At 60.3% G+C, this 19,220-nt stretch carries 9 protein-coding genes; 3 read left to right on the top strand and 6 right to left on the bottom strand.

The genetic code is table 11. The annotated features are described in order from the left end of the window. Positions 1-16: 16 nt before the first annotated feature. The 3 genes from AB1724_16040 to AB1724_16030 all read left to right on the top strand — a co-directional run bounded on the left by AB1724_16040 (position 17) and on the right by AB1724_16030 (position 2,837). Entirely contained in the window at positions 17-1,432 is a 1,416-nt protein-coding gene (locus AB1724_16040; protein MEW6079319.1) for a hypothetical protein, read from the top strand. Continuing rightward, positions 1,419-2,264, top strand: a complete 846-nt coding sequence (locus AB1724_16035) for an HAD family hydrolase (GenBank protein ID MEW6079318.1) — start codon at positions 1,419-1,421, stop codon at positions 2,262-2,264. The genes AB1724_16040 and AB1724_16035 overlap by 14 nt, the downstream gene beginning before the upstream one ends. A 78-nt stretch (positions 2,265-2,342) precedes the next feature. Beyond that, on the top strand, positions 2,343-2,837 hold the full coding sequence (locus AB1724_16030) for a hypothetical protein (GenBank protein MEW6079317.1): 495 nt from the start codon (positions 2,343-2,345) through the stop codon (positions 2,835-2,837). Between the two features lie 60 nt (positions 2,838-2,897). Here AB1724_16030 and AB1724_16025 read toward each other — a convergent pair whose 3' ends face one another. The 6 genes from AB1724_16025 to AB1724_16000 form a co-directional block, all read right to left on the bottom strand. Then, positions 2,898-3,254, bottom strand: a complete 357-nt coding sequence (locus AB1724_16025; GenBank protein ID MEW6079316.1) for a hypothetical protein — start codon at positions 3,252-3,254, stop codon at positions 2,898-2,900. Between the two features lie 61 nt (positions 3,255-3,315). Continuing rightward, positions 3,316-16,611, bottom strand: coding sequence for a PilC/PilY family type IV pilus protein (locus AB1724_16020; GenBank protein ID MEW6079315.1), 13,296 nt, complete (start codon positions 16,609-16,611; stop codon positions 3,316-3,318). A gap of 71 nt (positions 16,612-16,682) precedes the next feature. Further along, a complete protein-coding gene (locus AB1724_16015; GenBank protein ID MEW6079314.1) occupies positions 16,683-17,231 on the bottom strand; it encodes a pilus assembly PilX N-terminal domain-containing protein in 549 nt (182 codons plus the stop codon). Between the two features lie 24 nt (positions 17,232-17,255). Then, positions 17,256-17,819 (bottom strand): prepilin-type N-terminal cleavage/methylation domain-containing protein, encoded by a 564-nt coding sequence (locus AB1724_16010; GenBank protein ID MEW6079313.1) that lies wholly within the window; start codon positions 17,817-17,819, stop codon positions 17,256-17,258. Positions 17,820-17,848: 29 nt separating this feature from the next. Next, a complete protein-coding gene (locus tag AB1724_16005; protein MEW6079312.1) occupies positions 17,849-18,601 on the bottom strand; it encodes a PilW family protein in 753 nt (250 codons plus the stop codon). Between the two features lies 1 nt (position 18,602). After that, positions 18,603-19,055: a GspH/FimT family pseudopilin gene (locus AB1724_16000; protein MEW6079311.1), complete on the bottom strand. Its 453-nt coding sequence runs from the start codon at positions 19,053-19,055 to the stop codon at positions 18,603-18,605. Positions 19,056-19,220: the final 165 nt, after the last annotated feature.

The following is a 19,220-nucleotide window of genomic DNA, read 5'->3' as shown; positions in this document are numbered from 1 at the left end:
TTCTTTCGTCATTTTGATGAATATCGGCATCATTCATTATCACCTGAAAATGGGCGGGGTGACGACCGTTATCGGGCAGCATGTGCGGGCGACCCGGGACCGCAACCGCTTCCTGATTTTCTCCGGCGAAAAACCTCCCGAAGGCGGCGCGCCAGCGCCAACGGCGGTGGTGCCGGAAATCGCTTACGACCGGCCTGACGGCCGTTTCGCCTGTCCTGATCCGGAAGCAACCGCCGCGGCCATCATCAGCCGGTTGAAGAAGGAATGGCCGGACGGCTGTGATGTGATTCACGTTCACAACCCCTGGATCGCCAAAAACCGGCGTTTCCTGGAGATTATCCGGGCCCTGGCGGCCAGGGGGCAGCGATTGCTGCTGCAGATCCATGATTTTGCCGAAGACGGCAGGCCCGGCACCTGTTACCGGGGAGAAGAATACCCGGGCAACTGCCATCTGGCGGTCATCAATACCCGTGACCGCGAGATCCTGATCGCCGCCGGCGCCAGTCCGGAAGGGGTTCATTATGTCGGCAACGCCGTTACCCCCCTGCCGGAACCAGAACAGGAAACGGCCGCGGAACCGGTGATGTTCTATCCGGTCCGGGCTATCCGACGCAAGAACATCGGTGAAGCCCTACTGCTGTCTTTGTTCTTTGAAAACCGGACGACCCTGGCCATTTCACTGGCTCCCGGGGGACCGGCGGACATCGCCGCCCGCGACGGATGGAAATCGTTCTGCGGCGACAATCCGGTAAGGGTGGTCTTTGAGGCCTCGTCCCGGCGACCGTTTTCCCAGTGGGTCGCCGCCTGCCGGGGCATGATTTCCACCAGCGTCAACGAGGGCTTCGGTTACGCCTTTCTGGATCCCTGGACCGCGCGAAAGCCCCTGTTCGGACGTAAAATCCCCGATCTGCACGCCGAAGCCGAAGCCGCCGGCCTGCGGCTGGACCATCTCTACCCCCGCCTGTCGGTGCCCGCCGAGTGGCTGGATACCGGCCGGCTGCGGAAAAAAATCAGCCAGGCCGTAACCGCCGGAACCCGCGCCTTCGGCCTGCCCGGTGCCGCCGATGCCGAAGCGTTCGCGGCCCTGGCCGACCAACCGGACATTGATTTCGGTCTGCTGGATGAATCATTTCAAAAACCGGTCATCCACCGGATCCTGACCCGGCCGGCCGACCGGCGGCGGCTGGTCGAAGAGAACCCCTTTCTCTCGGCCATGGAAAGCGCCGTTACCGGGGACACCGTCCTTCACAACAATCGGCTGATCCGGGAAAAATTCAATGAACGAACGTGCGGCGAACGGCTGATGACCGCCTATCGCCAAGTAGCTGAGACTAAAATTTTTCACCACATCAGCCGGGAACGGCTGCTGTCCCGGTTTCTCCATCCCGGCCGGTTCAGCCTGCTTCAGTGGGGCTCGTATGACAACGCCTGAAGGCCGTCGCGACACCCGCCGGACAACGCCGGCGGCCGCAACAGCAAACGGGCTGACGCCCATGGGATCCCTGCCGGTCCGGCCCGCGGCCTTTCTGTTCGACGTTTACGGCACCCTGCTGATGCCGCTTCCGGCCGACATCGGTGCCGATCGTGGGGTCGCCCCGCCCTGGCGGGCCCTGGCCATACTGCTGGACCAGTATTCCGTCCGCCGTACCGCCGAAGAGCTGTGCCGGGCGCTGCGGGAAGAGATTGCGGCCATCCACGCGCAGATGAAAGACCGGGGTATCGACTACCCGGAGGTGGTAATTGACCGGGTCTGGCAGTCCGTTCTGGGCACCGGGAACCGGGATTTCGCCCGGCAATTCGCCCTGGATTTTGAGATGACGGTCAATCCCGTCTACCCCCTGCCCGACGCCGCCGCGGTGCTGTCGGCCATCCGGAAACGAAAAATTCCGGCGGGGATTATTTCCAATGCCCAGTTTTACACCGGACACCTGCTGAAACGGTTTTTCGGCGAGCTGCCCCAGGATTCCTGGGCCGACCCGGAACTGATCTTTTACTCTTTTGAACACGGACGGGCCAAGCCGTCGGCGTACCTTTTCGAGCAGGCCGCCGCCGCCCTGAACCGGAAAGGAATTTCCGCCGGTGATACCCTTTATGTGGGCAATGACCCGGTCAAGGATATCGGACCGGCCGCCGGCGCCGGTTTTCTCACGGCGCTGCTCGCCGGGGACGCCGGTTCGCTGCGTTTAAGCGGGGCAAACAACCGGGAATGTCGGCCGGATCTGATTATCACCGCCCTGCGCCAGCTGGAACCATGGATCGGGTGATCCGGAGACGAATATATTTGCTTTTTTGTTTGAGCTTGATTTAATGTTAAAAAATATTTTAAAAGGGAGGAAGTACCCATGAGTGAATTCCTGAAAAATCTGCGGAACAGCCAGAACTTCAACCAGAAGCAGTATGACGCCCAGCACAAGGGAAAGCCGCGCAACGAACCTCGCGGCAAGGGCGGCGGCGCCAGGGAAACCAGCGACATCCCCGATTACCTCAAGGCCCTTTTTGATGACCTGGCCCCGGTGGTCAAGAAGTATCTGGCCCAGGCCGCGGAAAGCCAGATACGGCTGGCTGAAGCCGCCGAAAAGAACGCCCAGGCCCTGCAGAAAGTGGTGGACGCCATGCCCGAGCTGATCCAGGCCGCGCCCTTCCGGAGAGAACCGAGAAAAAGAAAAATCTCCGCCCACAAACAGCAACTGCTGGACATGATCAAGAAACTGCGGGATGAAAACATGACCTACGAGGAAGTGGCGGCCTATCTGGACAAGAACAAGGTGCCTACATTCTCCGGACGTGGCCGCTGGCACGCCCAGACCATTCACCGGCTGTACATGTATTATCCGTAATGGATTTATAAAAAAACGGGGCTTTCATCATGCCGTCAGCATGATGAAAGCCCCGGCGGTTTATTTTGCCTTTACCACCGAGACAATGGTGATAAGATAACCGGTTTTCGGACTTCTCCGGATGACAAACTTGACATCGGTCCCCGGCGGGAAGTTCTGCCATGTCAATGGCTGCCCGGAGGCGCTGTAAAATTTGGTGTCCTTCGTAAAGTCGTAGCCGAGGTCCGCTACCCGCATGTACTCTGCATCGATCTCCTCGATACGACCGGACTTCCAGATCAGCTCGGTCCAGGCTTCGTGTTCCCCGAACTTCACCGCTCCCTGCAGTGGGTCAAATACCGCCGGCTCTTCAGCCGGCAGTACCGCGGGTGACAACAATACCGCCAGTATCCCCAGAACGAACAACGCCTTTTTCATGTTTCCTCCTTGTCTATAAAGCGGAGCCGCCGGATGATCGACGGCCCCGCTTTTATACGTATTAGCGCAACACTCTCAAGAACCGCCAATAGGCCACGCCCAGCGCCTCCGATGGCCCCTGTTCGGGATCGTCTTCGCTGAAATACATCTTGTCTTCGATAATGACCGGCTTGTAGTAGATATCGTCCAGGTCCTTGCGGTTGGCTTCAATATCATCGGCATCAATGACCCCGTCGTCATTGGTGTCCAGAACCTCGTCATCCGGCCGGCTGCCGTCGCAGGCCTGCAGGAGTTGCAGGATGGAATGACCGCCGATCTTGCAGGGCATCGGCGACGGGTCCACCGAGACCATGATGGCCAGGCCGGCCCGGATGGTAGCATCGGCCACGACCCGCTCCCCGCTGTCGGGCAAATCAAAATACCAGCCCACGTAACGGACGCCGGTATAAGCGGCGCCGTCAGACTCCCAGAGTTCGGCGTCAAACCAGGCCCGCTGGTCATCGGCATTATTGGGAATGCCGTCCGGATCGATATACTTGTCATACAGCTTGGCCTGGCTGGTCACCCGGAATTCGTCGGATACCGCCGTCTCGGACTGCCCCAGCAGGGCAAACGTGACCGGCGAAGCCCCGCCCAGGGAGACCGGCAGCGAAGCATAGTCGGTCATTCGGGTGGGAGCGCCCAGAGGGTAATTTTCCGGATTGACGATACCGCCCGCCGCCAGTTCATCGGCCCAGTCCCAGATGCCGTAAATCGACTGCGTGGACGTATCCTGATAATCGCCGTTGGCAAAAAAGCTGCCGGTGCCGAAGACCACAATGTACCCGGCCCGGTTGGTCAGGCAGTGCCGCATGACATCGGGCATGCCGACAATGGGCTGGGGAACGCCGGCCGTATGCTCGGCATGGAACAGGGGCTGGGGCGCCGCGGCCGTGCCGTACGCGACCTTCCATCCGGCGGCAGTGGGGGCGTTCAAATCGAACTTCCACATATTGCCCTGAAGATCACCGCCATAAACATAATCCACATTACCATCGTAATCCATGTCCGTTGGGGCGATATTGGAAAGTCCGTTACAATCGCCGGGGTTTGCCGGGTCGCCGGACTGGCTGCCGGTCAGGGTATCGATCTTCCTGACCTCCACGATGGCGTTATTGGCGTCGATCCGCAGGGCATAGAGCACGGACCGGCCGTTTTTGCTGTCATAGCCGTTTCCGAACAGAACCACCCGCCCGGACTCGTGCGGCACGGTGATGGGTTTGGAGAAGGAGAAGCCCATGTCGTCATCCACGCCGGGGGGGTATTCCCACAGCACATCGCCGGTGGAGAAATTGCGCGGATCGGACACATCCAGGGCAAAATAGCCCTTGCCGCCCGCGCCCAGACCGCCAACCAGCAGGCCCGACTTGTCGACATACGGCGTCGTGTCCACGTAGTACTTATGGCTATAATTCGGATCGGACAGGGAAACCAGGTTTTCATACACGTAGCTCGGGACATAGGCGAAAATCTCCTGCCCGCCGGTTCCGGAAGAAGAGGCGTCAAAGGCATGCAACATGCCGTCATTGCCGCCCACGTATAGATAATCCGTGCCGTCGCTATAGAGAACGTGCACCGGCGCCGAATGGATGATATCGCCCAGGCGGGAAACGCGGTCGCGCAGGTAGCCGCCGTTCTTTATTTCCTCGGAACGGTCGCCCTTGATAAAGTCGATCAGCCGTTGCCGTTCCTCGTTGCTGCCTCCCAGCCAGAGTTTCTGCTCATCAGACAGGTTGCCGAGATCAAAAGTGATGCCTTGAGCAAGATCCGGGTTGTAGCTCAAAATACTCCGCGGATCGGTGGACAGATCCCGGGCATCCAGCAGTTCCGACGCCAGCCAGGTGGGCGTGTCGTTGACATTGCCGGTATCGGGATCGATCTGCCAGCAGCCCAGCTCACCCCACCAGCCGGAGGTGTTGTACAGGCCGCGGTAGAGCATGGTGTCTTCCGTCAGTTCCTGGGTGCTGACCGCGACCGAGGCGCCGGAACCCCGGCGTTCATTGATGGCCTCGAAGATCTGCTTCAGGGCATAGGCCAACTGGTTCACGTTCCGGGTGGCAAAGTACTCACCCCGGCCGTTGACGGCGGCATGATAGAGGTCGTCTATCTTCTCGCGCGCGTTATCCTGGGTGCTGGGTACTTCCGGCCAGTAGGGCGCGCAATTGCAGGGGGCGTCGACCGTGCAGTTCTCGGCCGGATCGTCGGCCGGAGCGCAGTTGGATGAATACTGGTCGAAGATATACCCCTTGGGATCCAGCGTGCCGATGGCGCCGAACGACACGGAGAAGGTCACCATATGCTGATGCTCGGCCGTATCCTTGACGGTGGTCGGCACACTGTTCGGCAGATCGAGGTTCAGATCGGTCTCATAATACTTCATGGCGATGTCGGCCAGTGTGCTCTCCTGCCCATGGGCGTCGGCAAAGGGCGGCCCGTCAAAATCCGTATTACCGTCACCGTCCTCGTCCCCGGCCTTGGCAACCGAAGATTTGTTGTACTGGGCGTCCGTCATCAGGATGACAAAAGACATCTGACAGGCGCCGCCGTCCTCTTCGGTGGCCCATGGCGCGGGCCGGCCTGACTTATTGATCTCACCCGCCAGGTATTCGCCCATTTCCTCGTAGTTCTTGCGCAGGTCGGTACTCGACTCCGCCCAGCCGGCCTTGAATATAGCCGTAATCACCGCCTGCCGGTTGATTTCGCCCTCGGGGGTCGAATCCACCAGCGTCGGCGGCAGGAAGGAGGTGGTAACGACGCCGACGGTGTTAAGAGCGAACTGAATGCCCGAGACCTGGGCCACCACCTTGGCCAGCGTGGCCTGGGCGGTCAGCATGCGGACATGGTAGTACTGATACCAGTTGGCGAAATTCTGCCGGGCGACCATCGCCTCCGCGGCCGAGCATTCCTTGTTGCCGTCCGCCCAGGCCTGAGGAATGACGACGTCAATAGGCAGATTGGCCGTCGTCGTGGGGGTGGTAACGATGCTGCCGTTAACCAGCACGTTGTCCCCGGGCGGGTTGACCTGGTAATATTTCACGGCATAGCCCGCGCCGTCATCGACGATCATCACCAGATAGGGCCGCTGTTCCAGGGAAGACCAGGCATAATAATGGGCCAGGATAATATTGACGCCCATTTTCTTGTTCAGCACGCTGTCCAGGAATATGTTGGGCGGCTGATTGGGATGGTCGGAGACCTTTTCCAGACCGGCGTCGATATAAGGCAAACCGGTGTCGGAACTGATTCCGTCCCAGGGCGTATATATCTGATCCGGGTCATAGTAGATGGTGTTCATTTTACACCACGAGGCCTGCCAGTATCCCTTGTCCACGGCGCTGATCACGTCGTATTCACCGCGGTACAGGGAATCCGGCTGGATGGGCACCATGATGTCATAGGACATGCTCTGGGAGGCGTCCAGCAGCAGCAGGACAATGGGCGGAGCGGCATTGACAAGCGTTTCCAGCGGCGTATTGGCTATATCAGCGCAACCTCTTACCGTGGCCGTTCCGCATAAGCGGTCTTCCCCGTTGCAGTCCTCGTCAACGCCGTTTTCGCAGATATCAAAGGCGCCGGGATGGATGTCGGCTTTGTTATCGTTGCAATCGGTCGAGTTTTCGACAAAACCGAATTCCGGCAGCATGCAATCCTCCACCCACACGGCGGCATTGCCGTACCCATCACCGTCATTGTCGGCGTAGTACTTCCGGTACTCCTCGGCCGGTACATCCTCGTCGTATTCGGCGTCGCAATCGTTATCCAGGTGGTCGCACAGATCCAGCATGTAAGGATGGATCACCGCGTTGGCATCGTTGCAGTCACCCGACGCGGCCACGTATCCGGCAGGTCTGGCAATAGACCGTTGATTGACGGCGGTGTTGCCGTACCGGTCGTTGTCGGCATCCTGGTACCAGACAAAGCAGCCTTCATCCAGTTCGCCGTCGCAGTCGTTATCCACGCCGTCGCAAACCTCAACGGCGCCGAAATGGATGGCCGGATCGGCATCGTTGCAGTCTCCGGGCACATTGACATAACCGGCCGGCTGGGTGAAATCGGAAACAGTGAAAACGGAACCGTAACCATCACCGTCGTTATCCTGATACCAGTCCACGCAGCCCTCGTCTTCCAGGCCATCGCAGTCGTTGTCAATGCCGTCGCAGGTCTCCGCCACTCCGGGGTTCACGGCGGCGTTGGTGTCATCGCAGTCACCGCCGTCGGGCGCGTACCCGCCGGGATCGCTGACCGCCACGGCGGTCACCGCCGAGTTGCCGTAACCGTCGCCGTCCGTATCCTGGTACCAGATCACGCAGGCCTCGTCCACGGCACCGTCGCAGTCATTGTCAATGCCGTCGTCGCAGACCTCGGTCTCGCCGGGATTGATGTCGCCGTTGCCGTCGTCGCAATCCGTGCCGTCAGCGACGAAACCCAACGGCTGGGAAACGGACTGCATGGAAATGGCCGGATCGCCGAAGGAGTCATTATCCAGGTCCTGATGCCAGGTCACGCACCCCTCGTCGACGTCACCGAAGCAGTCGTTGTCCACGCCGTCGCAGATCTCGATGGCGTCGGGGTTGATGGCGGCATCACTGTCATTACAGTCTCCACGCCGGGAGACGTAGCCGGGCGGCTGGATGACGGTCACGGTGGAAACAGCGTGGTCGCCCCAGTTGTCACCGTCGGCGTCCTGATACCACGTCTGACAACCTTCTTCCCACAGGCCGTCGCAGTCGTTGTCCAGACCGTCTTCGCACACCTCAACCGCGCCGGGATGAACGGCGGCATTGCCGTCGTTACAATCGCCGCGGCGGTCCACATAACCGGCCGGCTGGACAACGCCCATAACGGTCACGGCAAAAGTGCCGTAGGTGTCGCCATCGGCGTCCCGGTACCAGGTCAGGCAGCCCTCATTCGTGGCGCCGTCGCAATCGTTGTCCAGGCCGTCACCGCAGATCTCGGTCGCGCCGGGATGAACGGCGGCGTTGGCGTCGTTACAATCGCCGCTGGCGGCAACGTATCCGGCCGGACGGATCACGGCAATGGTGGAAACGGCGGAACCAAAATTATCTCCGTCATTGTCCTGATACCACACCATGCAGCCCTCATCCGCGGTACCGTCGCAGTCGTTGTCCAGGCCGTCGTTGCAGACTTCCACGTGGCCGGGGTTGACCGTGGCCCGGGTGTCATCGCAATCGGTGCTGTCGGACACGTAGCCCGCCGGTTCGGTAATGGACCAGACGGATACGGCAGCGTTGCCGTAGTTATCGGCGTCCACGTCCTGATACCAGGTCAGGCAGCCTTCGCTCTCCAGACCGTTGCAGTTGTTGTCAAGGCCGTCCCCGCACACCTCCGGCATGCCGGGGTTGACCATGGCGTCGCCGTCATTGCAGTCCGTGCTGTCGGGCACAAAACCCGCCGGCTGAATAACCGTCGTGGTTGAGACAGCGGCGTTGCCGTAGTTATCGGCGTCGGCGTCCTGATACCACACCACGCATCCGTCATCCACGTTACCGTCACAGTCGTTGTCCAGACCGTCATTGCAGACTTCCGCATGGCCGGGGTTGACGGCCGCGTTGCCGTCATTGCAGTCGGTGTTGTCGGACACGTAATTCGCCGGCTGATAGTATTGCGACAGGGTGACGCCAGGATTACCGTAGCCGTCCCCATCACCGTCCTGATACCATATCAGACAGCCTTCGTCCGCGCCGCCGCTACAGTCATTATCGATGCCGTCACATATATCCACGGCAGCCGGATTGATGGCGGCATCGCCGTCATTGCAATCCGTATTATCAGCCACGTAGCCATCCGGCCGGTCTTCCGCCTGGACGGACACGCCGGGATTTCCATAACCATCATGATCGACGTCCCGGTACCAGGTCGTACAGGCGGCATCCCCGCCGGCGCAGTCGTTATCCAGCCCGTCACCGCAGATCTCCACCGCGCCCGGATGGACCGCCGGGTTGGTGTCATCGCAATCGCCGGAAGCCGTCACATAACCCGGCGGCTGGTCGGCGGCATCGATGAAGTCGGCACTGTTGCCGTAATTGTCGCCGTCAGCGTCCCGGTACCAGGTCGTACAGGCCGCGTCTCCGCCGACGCAGTCATTATCCAGGGTGTCGCCGCAAATCTCCACCGCCCCGGGATGGACCGCCGGATTGGCGTCATCGCAGTCCGTGTTGTCGGTCACATATCCGGGCGGCTGATCGGCGGTATCCAGGGAATCGGCGCTGTTGCCGTAATTGTCGCCGTCGGCGTCCCGGTACCAGGTCATACAGACCGCGTCAAGACCGTCGCAGTTCTCGTCGATGAAGTTGCCGCAGATCTCCACCGCCCCGGGATTAATGAAATAGTCGGCGTCATCGCAATCGGTACCGTCAACCACATATCCGGCCGGCTGATCAGCGGCATCGATGAAGTCGGCGCTGTTGCCGTAATTGTCGCCGTCGGCATCCCGATACCAGGTCGTACAAACCGCGTCTCCGCCGGCGCAGTCGTTATCCAGCCCGTCACCGCAGATCTCCACCGCCCCGGGATGGACCGCCGGGTTGGTGTCATCGCAATCGCCGGAAGCCGTCACATATCCGGGCGGCTGATCGGCGGTATCCAGGGAATCGGCGCTGTTGCCGTAATTATCGCCGTCAGCGTCCCGATACCAGGTCGTACAGGCGGCGTCTCCGCCGGCGCAGTCGTTGTCAAGACCGTCACCGCATAGTTCCACCGCGCCCGGATGGACCGCTGCGTTGGCGTCGTCGCAGTCGCCGTTCACGGCCACGTAACCATACGGCCGGACAAGGGAAACCACGACAATGGAAGAATCGCCGTAGTTGTCGCCGTCACTGTCCTGGTACCAGGTGTCGCAGCCTTCATCTTTCCACCCGTTACAGTTGTTGTCCTTACCGTCGCAGAGTTCCGTGGCGCCGGGGTTGACGGCGGGATCATCATCATTACAATCAAACGGCCAGGCGTCGAGGACATAACCGGCCGGCGCCGTCATTGACGATATGGCCAGGGCCCAGTTATCGTTGCCGTAACCGTCGCCGTCAAAATCCGGACGCCAGTTCAGGCAGCCCTCGTCCCAATCCCAGAGACCGTCGCAGTCGTTATCCTGGCCGTCGCCGCAGATCTCCGGAGCCCCGGGATGAACACTGGGATCGCTGTCATTACAGTCCAGGCCGTTGTTCACACCTGCTCCCGCCCAGGTCGCGCAGGAGCCGCAGATACAGGGCTGGCCGGGATTACCATAGCCGTCGCCGTCCGTATCTTCGTAACAATCGTTGCAGCCTTCGTCGATACCGCCGACGCAATTGTCGTCCACCCCGTTACAGAGTTCCGGCGCCCCGGGATGAACGGCCGGGTTGGTGTCATCGCAGTCATCGCCGTTCCATACGTAACCGTCGGGCCGGTCCTCGTCCAGAATCGTATTGCCCGGGTCGCCGTGACCGTCGCCGTCGGCGTCACGGTAATACGTATTGGCACACCCGTCACCGCCGGAGCAATCGTCGTCTAAACCGTTCCAGCATATTTCAACGGCCCCGGGGTGAACGCCGGGATTGGTGTCATCGCAATCCAGGCCATTGGCGGCACTGTTCCCCGACGGGCAGGAGCCGCAGGCACAGGCAATGGCGGGATTACCGTAACCATCACCGTCGGCGTCGTCATAGCAGTCGCTGCAGCTTTCGTCGATGCCGTTGACGCAGTTGTCGTCCACGCCGTTGCAAATTTCCGCGGCTTTGGGGTTAACATTGGGGTTGGCGTCATCGCAATCCCGATTATCGGTTACGTAGCCGTAAGGCCGGACAGGGGATGTGACGGACACGGAAGCGTTTCCGAAACCGTCGCCGTCAGCGTCCTCATACCAGGTATCACAGGTTTCATCCCTCTGACCGTTACAGTTGTTGTCCCTGCCGTCACAGATCTCCGGCGCCCCGGGGTAAACCGTGGGGTCATTGTCATTACAATCACTGGAGTTAAGTTCGTATCCGGCCGGCTGGGTCATGGAGGAAACGCAGTCAGCCCAGCCGCCGAAACCGTCACCGTCGACGTCCCGGCACCAGTTCCGGCAGCCTTCATCCCATTCGCCGATACCGTCACAGTCGTTGTCCCAGGCGGCGTCGCCGCAGACTTCCGGGGCCCCGGGATAAACGGCGGGATTGTTGTCGTCGCAGTCCAGACCGTTGGGAACGCTCAAGCCCGCCGCGCAGGGTCTCGGATCGGCAGCATCTCCGTAGCCGTCTTTGTCATCATCATGATAACAGGCGTTGCAGCCTTCATCGATGCCGGCGATACAGTTGTCATCCACGCCGTTGCAGATTTCTCCGGCCCCGGGATGAACGGCCGGGTTGGCGTCATCGCAATCATCGCTGCTCCACACGTACCCGCCCGGCAAGGGCCCGCACTCATTCTGAACGGCATCGGCCGGGTTCGCGCTGCCGTGTCCGTCTCCGTCGCCGTCCCGATAGTAGGTACAGCAACCCGGATCCCATCCATCACAATTGTTATCAACGCCGTCACCGCAGATTTCCCTGGCCCCGGGATTGACGGCCGCGTTAGCGTCGTCGCAGTCCGTATTGTCGGCCACATACCCGTGGGGCCGGTTTTCGGCCTGGAGGGTCGCGCCGCTGTTGCCGTAACCGTCACCGTCGGCGTCCTGATACCAGGTGGCGCAGGCCGCGTCGCCGCCGGCGCAGTCGTTGTCAACGCCGTCACCGCAAATCTCCACGGCTCCGGGATTAACCGTCACATCAGCGTCATTGCAGTCCGTGTTGTCGGCCACATACCCGTGGGGTCTGGCCGCGGCCTGCATGGATACGCCGTTGTTGCCGTACCCGTCACCGTCGGCGTCCTGATACCAGGTCGCGCAGGCCGCGTCGCCGCCGGCACAGTCATTGTCCACGCCGTCGCCGCAAACCTCCACGGCGCCGGGGTTAACCGTCACATCAGCGTCATTGCAGTCCGTGTTGTCGGCCACATACCCGTGGGGTCTGGCCGCGGCCTGCATGGATACGCCGTTGTTGCCGTATCCGTCAGCGTCGGCGTCCTGATACCAGGTCGCGCAAACCGCGTCACCACCGGCACAATCATTGTCTACGCCGTCGCCGCAGATTTCCGCCACGCCGGGGTTCACCGCCGCGTTACCGTCGTTACAATCCGTGTTGTCGGCCACATACCCGTGGGGCCGGGCCGCCGCCTGCATGGATACGCCGTTATTACCATACCCGTCGGCGTCGGCGTCCTGATACCAGGTCGCGCAGGCCGCGTCGCCGCCGGCGCAGTCGTTATCCACGCCGTCGCCGCAAACCTCCACGGCGCCGGGATTAATGTTTGGATTGGTGTCATCGCAATCTCCGGAAACCGATCTGTAGCCGATCGGCGGATCAACGGAAACAACGGAAACACCCGGATTGCCGTAGCCATCGCCGTCGGCATCCTGATACCAGGTCGTACAAGCCGCGTCGCCGCCGGCGCAGTCGTTGTCCAGGCCATCCCCGCAAATTTCCACCGCGCCCGGATTCACCGCCGGGTTGGTGTCATTGCAATCTCCGGCTCTGGCCACGTGACCGGCCGGCTGTGTCGCGGATACCACGGAAGCGCCGCCATTACCATAGGTGTCGCCGTCAGCGTCCTGATACCAGGTCAGGCAGCCTTCATCCACACCGCCGGCGCAATTGTTGTCCAGTCCGTCGCCGCACACTTCAGCGGCACCGGGGTGAACCGTGGCATGGGCATCATCGCAGTCCGTATTATCCGGCACATAACCGGCCGGCTGGGTATTGGTCACCATGGAATCACCGGCATTGCCGTAATTGTCACCATCGGCGTCCCGGTACCAGGTCAGACAACCCTCGTCCGCGCCGCCGGAACAGTTGTTGTCCAGTCCGTCACCGCACACTTCCGGCAGGGAGGGGTTGACGCCGGCATTGGTATCATCGCAGTCCGTGCCGTCCTGGACATAACCGGCCGGCTGGGCAATGGACACCGTGGAAACTCCCGGATTGCCATAGCCATCGACGTCTGCGTCCTGGTACCAGGTGGTGCAGCCTTCGTCAGCGCTGCCGTCGCAGTCATCATCATTAATACCGTCACAGATTTCTATGGCGCCGGGATTGATCAGGGGATCGGCGTCATCGCAGTCCGCCTGGTCCAGAACATAACCGGCCGGCTGGGCAATGGACACCATGGAAACCCCCGCGTTACCGTAACCGTCACCGTCGGCGTCCCGATACCAGGTCAGGCAGCCGTCATCCACGCCGCCGGCGCAGTTATTGTCTACACCGTCGCAGGCTTCCACGGCAGAGGGGTTGATCAGGGGATCACCGTCGTTGCAGTCCGAGTTGTCGCCCACGTAACCGGCCGGCTGCCCGGTAGCCACCAGGGGAACGGCCGGATTACCGTAATTGTCTCCGTCGGCGTCCCGGTACCAGGTGATGCACCCTTCATCGGCGGTGCCGTCACAGTCGTTGTCCTGCCCGTCGCCGCAGATTTCGGCGGCGCCGGGGTGAACAGCGGCATCAGCGTCGTCGCAATCGCCGGCCATGGCCACGTAGCCGGCCGGTTGAGAAGTGGACGCCATGGATACGGCCGGAGCGCCGTATGTATCGCCGTCCGCGTCCCGATACCAGGTGGTGCAGCCCTCGTCCAGGGCACTGTCACAGTCGTTATTGACGCCGTCGCATACTTCCACGGCATCCGGGTTGACAGCGGCATTGGCGTCATCGCAGTCGCCGCCGCGGGCGGCGTAACCGGCCGGCTGGCTCACGGCTATCAGCATATCAGCGGAGACGCCGAAGGTGTCCCCGTCCATATCGCGGTACCATTGCACGCAACCTTCGTCCACACCGCCGGCGCAGTTGTTGTCCACACCGTCACAAACTTCTTCCGCACCAGGATAAATGGCGGCATTGGCGTCGTCACAGTCGCCGGCCCGCTCGACATGTCCGGCCGGCTGGTCGCTGGACTGGATGGAAACGGCCGGATTGCCGTAGGTATCGCCGTCGGCGTCCTCATACCACACCTGACAGCCTTCATCCGTGCTGCCGTCGCAGTCATTGTCCTGACCGTCGGCGCAAACCTCATCGGCGCCGGGATTGATGGATGCATTGGTATCATCGCAGTCACCGTCATTATTAATATAACCGACAGGAGGTGTGGCGGAAGAGGTGGAGACCGCCGGGTTGCCGTAATTGTCGCCGTCGGCATCCTCATACCAGGACTGACAGCCATCGTCCACGGTTCCATCGCAATCGCTGTCCAGACCGTCGCATATTTCCGGAGCGCCGGGATAAATTGTCCCGTTGGCGTCGTTGCAGTCGCCAGGGACGGACACGTAACCGGCCGGTTGGGTAAAGGCCATGGTGGTGGCGGCGGGATTGCCGAAGCCGTCATTATCACTGTCCTGATACCAGGTCAGGCAGCCTTCGCTGTCGCCGCCGGCGCAGTTATTATCCAGCCCGTCGTCGCAAACTTCATTTGCGCCCGGGTTGACGGCCGCATTGGTGTCATCGCAATCGCCCGGAACCGGAACGTATCCTGCCGGCGGGTTTTCGGTAACAAATACGGCGGGATTGCCGTAAGAATCGCCGTCAGCGTCCTGATACCACTTGTGCACGCAGCCTTCATCGGTAAACGTATTGCAGTTGTTGTCCACGCCGTCGCAAAGTTCCGGGGCTTTAGGGAAGATAGCGGCGTTGGTGTCATCACAGTCCGTGTTGTTTCCCACGTATCCGGCCGGCTGATCCACGAGAACGACAGAAACAGCGCTATTACCGTAGGTGTCGCCGTCGGCATCCTGATACCAGGTCTGGCACCCTTCGTCGGTGCTGCCGTCACAGTCATTATCCAAGGCGTCCGCGCAAATTTCCATGGCGCCGGGATTTACGGTATTTCTGGTATCATCGCAGTCCGTGTTGTCAGCCACATAGCCGCCCGGCTGAGAAGAAGCCATGACGGAGGAGGCGGCGTTACCGTAACCGTCGCCGTCGGCGTCCTGATACCAGAGGGAACAGTTCTCATCCACCCCACCGTCGCAGTCGTTGTCGATACCGTCCTCGCAGACCTCCACCGCGGCAGGATTTACGCTGGGATCGGTATCGTCGCAGTCCTTTTTGTTCAACACATAGCCGGGACCGGGGACTACGCTGGTATCGGCGGCATTACCGTATCCATCGCCGTCGGCATCCCGGTACCAGACCTCGCCCTCGTCCACGCTGCCGTCGCAGTCATTGTCGATACCGTCAGCCGGCACTTCCGGGGCATCGGGATATATGGTCGCGTCGGCGTCGTCGCAATCCGTATTATCGGCCACATAACCGGCCGGCCGGACAAAATCCAAAACGGACACGGCGGGATTGCCGAAGGTGTCGCCGTCGGCATCCTGGTACCAGGTCTGGCACCCTTCATCGGCGGCGCCGTTACAGTTGTTGTCCACGGTATCGCAGATTTCGGCCACGCCGGGATGAATGGCGGCATTGGTGTCATCGCAATCCGTGCTGTTGGACACGTAACCGGCCGGCTGAATCACGGCCTCCTGGGAGGAGGCCAGATTGCCGTAACCGTCGGCGTCGGCGTCCCGGTACCAGATCTGGCACCCCTCATCGGTACTGCCGTCGCAGTCATTGTCCTGGTCGTCGCACACTTCCGTGGCGCCGGGATGAACAGCGGCATTGCCGTCATTGCAGTCGGTGGAATCGGCCACATACCCGGTGGGCTGAGCAAAATCTTCCTTGGTGACGGACGGGTTGCCGTAGCCGTCGCCGTCCAGATCCCGGTACCAGAGAACGCACCCCTCGTCGGTGGAGCCGTCGCAGTCGTTATTCAAATCATCGCATATTTCCGTAGCCCCGGGATTGATGGCGGCGTTGGCGTCATCGCAATCCGTATTATTGCTGACGTATCCGGCCGGCTGGGTGCTGGCGATGACGGAAACCCCCGGATTACCGTAACCGTCGCCGTCGGCGTCCTGGTACCAGGGCACGCAGTTTTCGTCGACGACCGTGTCGCAGTCGTTATCCTTGCCGTCGCATAATTCCGGTGCGCCGGGATAAACGGTGGCATCGGCGTCATTGCAATCCGTGTTATTGCTGACGTAACCGGCCGACCAGGAGCCGTTATAGTAAGAGGCGGGATTACCAAAACCGTCGTTATCGGCGTCGCGATACCATCGGGCGGCCAGGGCGGGGGAGGCCAGTGCCAGGCCCAGCATCACCAGGGCCGTCAGCCACAGAACCGGTTTGAAGAAACGGGCCCGGGCGCCGGCCCCTTCCGGCCGGGTGTCACCGGCACGCACTCCGGTTTCCATCTTTCTGGTTTTATTTTCTTTCATGGCCTGCCTCCTTATGATCCTTCTGTTCGGTCCTTTACCGGCGCCGCGGCGCCGGGCGCGACCGGCAATATTTAATACCGCATGGTGTAACCGACTTTAACCATTGTCTCGGCGGCGTCGCCCGCCATGGGACTGACCGCCCGTCCGTAAATAGAAAACTGATACTTGTTGGTGGGCTGGCCCATGACGATGCTGGAGCCCAGGGAAACGCCCTCGTACCGGGCCACGAACCCGGCGGCGTTGTTGTTGGCGTTGGCCGTCATGATCGGCGTAAAGCTGCCGTAACTGCCGGCCCGGAAATCGCCGAAATCGGCGTCGTCGCCGAAATCAAAATCCAGGTAGTGCCGCATCCAGGGCAGAACGCTGGGCCTTTCCATCAACTCTCCGGAAACAGCGGCATCGTCGGTGTAGTCTTCCATCATCTGGACCGCCTGCCGGACGGCGGCTTCAGCCAGATACAGGGTCTGCCGGTACAGGGTATGGTTGCGCGCGATGGTGCTTTCCATGACCGTGTCCTTGACGGCCATGAGACCGACAATCGTCAGCGTCACCATGACCATCAGGGCGATGGCCATGACCGAACCCCGGCTATTGTCAGTGAGAGATAGGATTCTGTTCATTACGCCTCCTGTGTATATCGGCTTCTACAGCGCCTCGCCCTTGATGCTGCTCAGGGTAATGGCCCTGTTTCCGTTGGCCCAGCGCACCGTCACGGAGATCACCTTGACCGGGCCTTCCGCCGCCAGCCCGGATCCGGAAGTATCGTCCGCCACCGTCCAGGTCAGGTCAAACAGCGAGTCCAGCTCGGGATAATAGGGCAGATCGTCAGCGTCGTCGCCGTCAAAGTCATCACCGACAAAATCGTCGGGTTCGTGAGGATCGTCTGCATCTGCCGGATCCAGTTGTTCATAAGTATCGAATATGTCATCGATATCCTTGTCGACACCCAGGGCCAGCAGGTTCTCCATGTAATCGGAAGCGTACTCCACCGCCATGGTGTTCAGCTTGGAGGAGGTATTCCCGGTTACCGACGACGTCTGCATACTGGCCACGCCCAGCAGGCCGACGGAGAAAATAACCAGGGCCAGCATGACCTCGATAATGGTAAACCCGCCCGTGGAAGCGCCGGCCGGCGCCTTTTTCGCCTGATTTGCCGGCGAAGCCCCGTTCCTGAATCCTGGCCTGGTTTTTTGACTATCGACCATCATATTTCCGTCTCCTTATTATTTATAGCGCTTTATGGCTTCACCATGTTCCGGCACATGACGGAGGTCGTGACCAGTTCCCGCTGGAAATGGTCATTAAACGGCCCCCAGACGGTTCCGGATAATGTGGTATAGGTCTCGGTATTGGTGTACCCTTTTATAGGAAATTCGCTCCGGGCCAGAATCGAAATACCGACCTTGCGGATATCGTCCCGGTCATTCTGGTTCCCATAGGTGGTGGCGGCATCGCCGTCGTCCTGGGTATACAGGAATTCCAACTGATCGATATTGTAGGCGATAATATCGTCCTGCCGGCCAGCGCCCAGGATCCGGTGCAGTTCGGTCCCCTGCAGATCAAACTGGACGGTCTCCAGCTCGTTGGACTCATCGATATCCCCATCGCCGTTGTTGTCGATGCCGTCTTTTTCTTCGGCTTCATCCACGTTACCGTCGCCGTTATTATCGATGTTGTCGTCCACGCAGATCGGATCGGCAAAGGTAAACGCCACCTGGGTCGGTGTGGCGGTGGTAAAAGACGCGTCGGAAGGATCCGAGGTGTTTTCCCCGAACCCGGCCATCATGATATCCCGCTGCATGAAAAACAGGCCGGAACGGACGTTCTGCTGCATCGCCACCATCTGCTGCTGATTACTGCCGGTTTTCGCCTGGGAAAAATAGGCGGTTACGATCAGCGCCACGACGATGGTTCCGAGTACCATCCCGACCAGCAGTTCGGGCAGTGAAAAACCGCTGTCGCCTCTTGTTTCAGGGGTCATGTTTGTCATTTTACAGTATCCTTATGCTGCCGCCGGAACTGACGTCAATGGTGACGGTCCGGCCGCCGCTCCGGCTGATGGTAACCGCGCCGCTGTTGTCGGCGCTGAAAAAATCCCGGCCAAAACCCAGACTGTCAAACGAGGCGACATTGCCGAGAGCGGTGAAAACCGCACCCTCAATGTTGATCCCCGGCGGCATGTTACGGGTGGCCAGTACGGAGCCTCCCCTCAAAATGGTGTAACTTTCGGAGCCAGCGTCAAAATTAACCGTGATAACGGTGTTGTTTTTGATGGCGATCTTTCTGGCGTCCTGGAGATCGGAATAGATCTGGCGGGCGCCCCGGGACAACTGGGCGTTGTTGCGCCAGGTAATCAGGTTGGGAACGGTCAGGGCCGAAACGATGCCAATAATGGCGATTACCACCATCAGTTCCATCAGGGAAAAACCGGATTTATTCCGCATGATCGTCTCCTCGAAGGTTAGTCCTTACTCCTTTTGAGTAGAATCTATACAAGAAACATGCCGCCAAACAAAACCGGCCGCTCATTATCATTCCGTCGTTCGCTGGAATCCACAACAACTTTATTTAAAATGACTATTTATTTTTTCAGGTGACGAAGTAAGGTA

This window comes from Thermodesulfobacteriota bacterium, from assembly GCA_040753795.1.
In the GTDB taxonomy this organism is placed as follows: Bacteria; Desulfobacterota; Desulfobacteria; order Desulfobacterales; family Desulfosudaceae; genus JBFMDX01.
This window is presented reverse-complemented; position numbering and strand designations above follow the sequence as displayed.

Bases quoted from the DNA above. Each gene is read 5' to 3' on its own strand.
- AB1724_16000 (MEW6079311.1), bottom strand. From the start codon at position 19,055: ATGCGGAATAAATCCGGTTTTTCCCTGATGGAACTGATGGTGGTAATC.
- AB1724_16010 (MEW6079313.1), bottom strand. From the start codon at position 17,819: ATGATGGTCGATAGTCAAAAAACCAGGCCAGGATTCAGGAACGGGGCT.
- AB1724_16020 (MEW6079315.1), bottom strand. From the start codon at position 16,611: ATGAAAGAAAATAAAACCAGAAAGATGGAAACCGGAGTGCGTGCCGGT.
- AB1724_16040 (MEW6079319.1), top strand. From the start codon at position 17: ATGAATATCGGCATCATTCATTATCACCTGAAAATGGGCGGGGTGACG.
- AB1724_16030 (MEW6079317.1), top strand. From the start codon at position 2,343: ATGAGTGAATTCCTGAAAAATCTGCGGAACAGCCAGAACTTCAACCAG.
- AB1724_16025 (MEW6079316.1), bottom strand. From the start codon at position 3,254: ATGAAAAAGGCGTTGTTCGTTCTGGGGATACTGGCGGTATTGTTGTCA.
- AB1724_16035 (MEW6079318.1), top strand. From the start codon at position 1,419: ATGACAACGCCTGAAGGCCGTCGCGACACCCGCCGGACAACGCCGGCG.
- AB1724_16015 (MEW6079314.1), bottom strand. From the start codon at position 17,231: ATGAACAGAATCCTATCTCTCACTGACAATAGCCGGGGTTCGGTCATG.
- AB1724_16005 (MEW6079312.1), bottom strand. From the start codon at position 18,601: ATGACAAACATGACCCCTGAAACAAGAGGCGACAGCGGTTTTTCACTG.